General features: G+C 72.1%; 2 protein-coding genes. Both read left to right on the top strand.

What is annotated here, in order from left to right; all coding sequences use genetic code 11:
• The first annotated feature begins 5 nt into the window (after window positions 1-5).
• Entirely contained in the window at window positions 6-1,673 is a 1,668-nt protein-coding gene (locus tag HCJ92_RS23510; protein ID WP_167935624.1) for a protein kinase domain-containing protein, read from the top strand.
• A gap of 398 nt (window positions 1,674-2,071) precedes the next feature.
• Window positions 2,072-2,745: phosphotransferase enzyme family protein (locus HCJ92_RS23505; protein ID WP_338054354.1), on the top strand; the 674-nt coding region annotated here is incomplete at its 3' end.

Raw genomic sequence — 2,745 nt, 5'->3', positions numbered from 1 at the left:
GACCGATGAACGAGCACGCCGTTGAGCCCGCTGACTACTCGGGCCGGGCCGTCGGCGGAGGCCGCTACCAGCTTCGCACCCTACTCGGTACCGGCGGCATGGCCGACGTGTTCGCCGCCGAGGACGTCCGGCTGGGACGCCTGGTCGCCGTGAAGCTGCTGCGCCCCGACCTGGCGGAGGACCAGGTCGCGAAGGCCCGCTTCACGCGCGAGGCCCAGTCGGTGGCCGGCCTCAACCACCACGCGGTGGTCGCGGTGTACGACTCCGGTGAGGAGGACACCGGCGGCGTCCACGGCACCGTCCCGTACATCGTGATGGAGCTGGTCACCGGCCACACCATCCGCGAACTGCTGATCAACGAGGACGCCCAGCCGACCGAGCGGGCGCTGTCCATCGTCTCCGGTGTGCTGGAGGCGCTGGCCTACAGCCACCAGCACGGGATCGTCCACCGCGACATCAAGCCCGCCAACGTGATCATCACCGAGACCGGTTCGGTCAAGGTGATGGACTTCGGCATCGCCCGCGCGCTGCACGGCGTGCAGTCCACCATGACCCAGACCGGCATGGTCATGGGCACCCCGCAGTACCTCTCACCGGAGCAGGCGCTCGGCAAGGCCGTGGACACCCGCTCCGACCTGTACGCGGTCGGCTGCCTTCTCTACGAACTGCTGACACAGCGACCGCCGTTCACGGGCGAGACGCCGCTGTCGGTGGTGTACCAGCACGTCCAGGACCTTCCCCGGCTGCCTTCCGAGGTCTCGCAGCTGTCGCCGCCGGAGCTGAACGGGCTGGTGATGCGCTCGCTGGCGAAGGACCCGGACGACCGGTTCCAGACCGCCGAGGAGATGCGGTCGCTGATCCAGTACGCGGTCCGGATGCTGGAGACCCACGGCGGGAACACCGCCGGGCTGTGGAACACCGGCGCCGCGACGCCGGATACCCCCGCCATGGGCACCGCCGCCATGAGCAGCCCCGCCCCGACCCAGGTCGGGCCGCCGCTGCTGCTCGGCAACCCGGGCGGCGACGACACCCCGGCGGGCGGTCGGCCGCCGGTCGACCCGACGACCAACCGGCTGCGGTATGTGCTGGTGGCGCTGCTGGTGGTCGCCGCGATCGTGATCGGCGTCTTCATCGCCGTCAACGCCGGCAACGACGAGCCGGTCTCCCCGCCGGACCAGGGAGAGCCCGAGACGCCGGAGGTCACGGACCCGCCGGAGCCGGAGGACAAGGAGACGGAGGAGGACCCGGAGGAGGACACGGAGGACGACCTGGACCGGGACTGGAACGAGACCAACGGTTCCACCAACAACCCGCCGCCGGGCAACTCCTCCGGTTACCAGGGCGGCGGCAGCTCCAACGGCACCTCCAACGGCACATCCGAGGGCACCACCGAGGGGGAGGCCGAGGGCACCACCGAGGGCGACACCGAGGGCGAGACCGAGGGCACGCCCGGTGGTGAGACCGAGGGTGCGCCCGGTGGTGAGACCGAGGGTGCGCCCGGTGGTGAGACCGAGGGTGCTCCCGGCGGCGAGACCGACCCCGGTGGCGGTTCCGGCGACAACGGCGGCACCACGCCTCCCGACTCGGGGGGCGGCGATCCCACCGACCCGGGCGCCGGCGACACCACCGACCCCGCCGGGGGTCTTCCGGGACTCATCGGCGGCAGCAGCTGAGGCGGTACCGCCGGCCCCGGTAGGGGAGCGCAGGGTTGCAGCGGCCCGTGGCTACGTAACGTAGCCACGGGCCGCTGTCATGTCCGCTGCTACTCACGGTAGCGAGAACGTGGTGCGGTGACGAACGATCGCCGCTCTCATGCAATTGCAGTCGGTGTTCGGTGCGGGGGTTCCGGCCATCCCTGGGAGTGGACGACCGGAGGGCTGTGCGAACGTGGCTGTGCGAAAAGCCACCAGGTGGCACGCGGTGCCGCGCGGTCGTCCCCGCCTCCGGTCAGCCACCCCCGCGCCACCCTCCGCCGCCCCCGCGCGTGGCCGACGGGCGCTCATTATCATCCCGGCCCGGTCGTGTGCACGCGAATGCAGGAGGTAGCGGAATGTGATCTACGATGCGCCACGTGTCGCCCAGCCATGCATCTCCAGCCGCCCGAACCCTGCAACTCCTGACGCGCCGTTACGGAGTCGGGGATCCGCTGTCCTGCGTCCCGCTGGACAGGGGTCTGCTCAACCGCGGCTACCGCCTCGCCACCACGCGCGGCGCGTACTTCCTCAAACACCATCTCGGGGGCGACCCGCAGACCGTCCTGCCGCTGGCCTCCCGGCATCGGGCGACCGTCGCCCTCGCCGCCCGCGGTCTCCCGGTGGTTCCGCCGCTCGCCGACCGCAGCGGTGACGTCGCCGCGTTATTGGAAGGGTGCTGCTACGTCCTCCACCCCTGGCTCGACGGGCACCACCGCGAAGGTGGAGACCTCGACGTCGCCGAGTCCGAGCGGCTCGGTGATCTGCTCGGGCAGGTCCACCGTCAGCTGGAGTTGGTGATAGCAGAGGACCGGGACGCCACGGCGTTGCCCGGAAACGCCCATCACCTCGCGCCCCGCACCCCGCGCGAACCCTTCGCGGCCGACCCCTTCGCGGCCGACCCGCTTACGGCCGATCCCCTCGTCGGAGGCCACCTCGTCACCGCGGCCGTCCCCGGTGGGACGCCCACCGGCGCGGCCACCGCCCCCGCCCTCGGTGCCGCCGGCTCGGGCGCACGCCGCACCGAGCCGCGAGCCGTGGCGCCGGTCCGCGC

This window comes from Streptomyces spiramenti (genome assembly GCF_012034385.1).
Lineage (GTDB): Bacteria > Actinomycetota > Actinomycetes > Streptomycetales > Streptomycetaceae > Streptomyces > Streptomyces spiramenti.
The sequence above is the reverse complement of the archived record's forward strand: the minus strand, read 5'-3'. Positions and strand labels throughout refer to the sequence as shown.

Coding starts and splice junctions, on each gene's coding strand:
- HCJ92_RS23510 (WP_167935624.1), top strand. CDS start 6: ATGAACGAGCACGCCGTTGAGCCCGCTGACTACTCGGGCCGGGCCGTC.